General features: G+C 47.1%; 2 protein-coding genes and 2 pseudogenes. All 4 read right to left on the bottom strand.

Going from position 1 to position 2,765, the window contains the following annotated elements:
- On the bottom strand, positions 1-701 hold a 701-nt coding region (gene istB, locus ABD76_RS28005; RefSeq protein ID WP_197260150.1), incomplete at its 3' end, for an IS21-like element helper ATPase IstB.
- A 2-nt stretch (positions 702-703) separates the two neighbouring features.
- Positions 704-1,611, bottom strand: a 908-nt coding sequence (locus ABD76_RS30090; protein WP_420901986.1) for a Mu transposase domain-containing protein, incomplete at its 5' end; no start/stop codon positions are given.
- Between the two features lies 1 nt (position 1,612).
- Positions 1,613-2,275: pseudogene (locus ABD76_RS30095) on the bottom strand (transposase); the annotation flags it as partial.
- A 76-nt stretch (positions 2,276-2,351) separates the two neighbouring features.
- Positions 2,352-2,765 (bottom strand): annotated as a pseudogene (locus ABD76_RS29055) (hypothetical protein); the annotation flags it as partial.

Genomic DNA, 2,765 nt, shown 5'->3' on the forward strand with positions numbered 1-2,765 from the left:
ATCTTTATGACCTCACTCTTATGCAAGATCCGATCGAGAATGGCTGTCGTGATGGCCGGATCTCCAAGCAGCTCACCCCAATCTTCTGGTCCCTTGTTTGAGGTCAAGATAATCGAGGCTTGACCATAGAGCTTATTCACAAACTGAAAGAATAGATTCGATTCGCTTTTCTCCATGGCCATGAACATCAGATCGTCGATGATCACCAGATCAGATCCCAAAATACGCTTCATTCGAGTCTGTGATGTCCGTGCAATCTCTTGTGTCTTCAGCAGATGGATCAGGTTGTCCATGGCGACAAAGCTAACCCGGTGACCTCGTTCCAACGCCTCCATCCCCAACCCCACTGAGAGATGGGTTTTTCCTACCCCAGGCGGGCCCAAGAGTATTAAATTGTAGGTGTGCTCCAGCCAGAGCAGTTCCCGCAGCTGTTCCATGTGCCGTTTGCTGAGGGATTGCTGTTCTTCCAATCGAAAGTCGTCTAGCGATTTGATGAATGGGAACGAAGCCCATTTCATCCGTTTGGCTCGCTGTTTTTCCTCCCGCCTCCGCAGCTCATGCCCCAGGAGATGGTGCAAGAATTGCCCACAGCTCCAGTCCTTGGACTCAGCGTCCAACAGACTCTCTTCCAAGATGTGTGCCGCCTCGGTCATATTCAGCGTGCCCATCCATTGTTTCAACTCACCCGTGGTTGTTGCCACCCTTATCCACCTCCTAAGATGCGTTCGTAAGTCTTGAACTCCCGTATTTGGGGTTTGGCTTTCAGTTTAGCCGCATCCACTTGAACGAGCAGCTTTATGTCGCTCTGAGTCGGCTTCTCGACCGATTGCCGTTGCGCTTGTTCTGTGAAATGGCTTGCGGCATCCGCAAAGTCTGCAGCACAATACAAGCTGTGCTTTAAGCAGTAAGCCAGCGCCTGGTCAACCGTCTTAGCATTAGCCTTCGATATGCTCTTCTCGATCGCCTGCAATTGATCCCGGATATATCGCGGCTTGAGCTTCCGAATTTCCTCAAGGTAACGTCGGGCTTTGCCTGTATCCGTAAATTGTTCTGCCACATGATCGACATAAGCCTGAACGCCCTTTGACCGATCCCGACCGTGATTATTGTTACGAATGAGTTCACCTTTGCTGTGAAGACACAGCTGATGATCTGCCAGGATTTGTCCGGAGTCTTCCTCATAGATCACCAGCCGATGGTCTTCCGTAACTCGGACAGTGACTTCTTTGTCCGTTCCGTCATATGTGCCGAGCGGAACGCTATACCGATTGGATTCATACCAAATGGTGTTGTCCTTCCGAACGGTCCTTGTTATACTGGAGGTACTCAATTTTTCTATTTTTTTCTGGACTGGGCGGAGATGCGCTTTCTCTAAGGCGTACACTTCGGCCGGTATTTTTTTGATCGTGTGATGCATCTTGGCGTTGCCCGTACGGCTTAACCAAGCCAGGCACTGTTCATTGAGCTTGTCCACATTCGTGAATGGCCGATGTCTTGCAAAATTGTGTTTGATGTATTTCACCACATTCTCTATTTTGCCTTTGCTCTCCGGGTCGGCTTTACGACACATATGAATCCGGAAGGAGCGCTCTTCGACATACTTGGCAAACTNATGGGTCAGAATGAGATCACCGTGGTTCTCACTGGTTAATAACAAGTGGTCTTGATCATAGACAATTTCTTCTGGCAGACCGCCATAGAACTCAAAGGCCTGTTCATGGGCATCCACGACATCTACCGTTGTAAACGGCCTATCCTGCCACAGTGCATATTTGTACCGAGAATGCGACAAGACGAAGGTGATGAACCACAGCTTCACCAAATGGCCTTCTGGATGCCTAAGCTTGGTTTCCCCGAAATCGACTTGCATCTGTTTGCCCATCGGGAGTTCTTCAACCGCTTCGTACTGTCTCACACGCTTCGCCTTAGGGATTCCATAATCCAAGCGCAACCCTCGCACGTAGCCTCGAACAGTACTCTCAGCGATTTCCATGCCCTTATGACGTTCCTTTAGCCAATCCAAAACCTGAGCAGCCGATAAGTCTGGATATTTAAGCAACCAACTGACGATCTCCGGTTCGAACGACTCCAACTTCTTTGCTCGTGTCTCAAGTCCATCCAAAAATTGTTTGTACTCGTCCACCGTCATGTTCCAGAACTTGATCACCGTATTCCTGGAGATATTTAGGTTTCTCGCCACTTGAGACTTTCTTAACCCCAACTTTTTCTGTTCTTGGATAACGAAGTACATAGTCCACCTTTCTTCTTTCCTCATACCGCTTCCCCCTAATGATAGAATTACCAGTTCTATGATAGCTTAATAGGAAGGGTATGGTAAGTTTTGTTCATTCTTATTTAGCGGAATCCGTTAATTCTAGTTTAGCAGTTACATCTTTATTCACTTCCGCATAACTACTAAATTTGCCTGCATACTTTGACAAATACTCAGACGGTACTATATCCCGTACAGACACCTGCTGTTGTGATAAAGAGACTGATCCCTTAGCTGGAGTCGCTGCTGCTTCTGCCCTTGCAGAGAGGGCAAATAAGCTGGGCGTGAATACTGCAAACGCCATACTTACACTTACTAATGATGCGATCAACCTTTTCTTCAAACAAATCTCCTCCTTTTGTTTAGGTAAAGATATCTCTTCAAAATTGAAAGCAGACTGTGCATCATGTTTTATGCGGAGGAAAAACATTGTATGTAATGAGCACTTTCTATTTCTATTGATGGAATGAAGAGCATCTTTCCTAGTAATAAT

Origin of the sequence: Paenibacillus dendritiformis, from assembly GCF_015845845.1 — a bacterium.
In the GTDB taxonomy this organism is placed as follows: Bacteria; Bacillota; Bacilli; order Paenibacillales; family Paenibacillaceae; genus Paenibacillus_B; species Paenibacillus_B dendritiformis_C.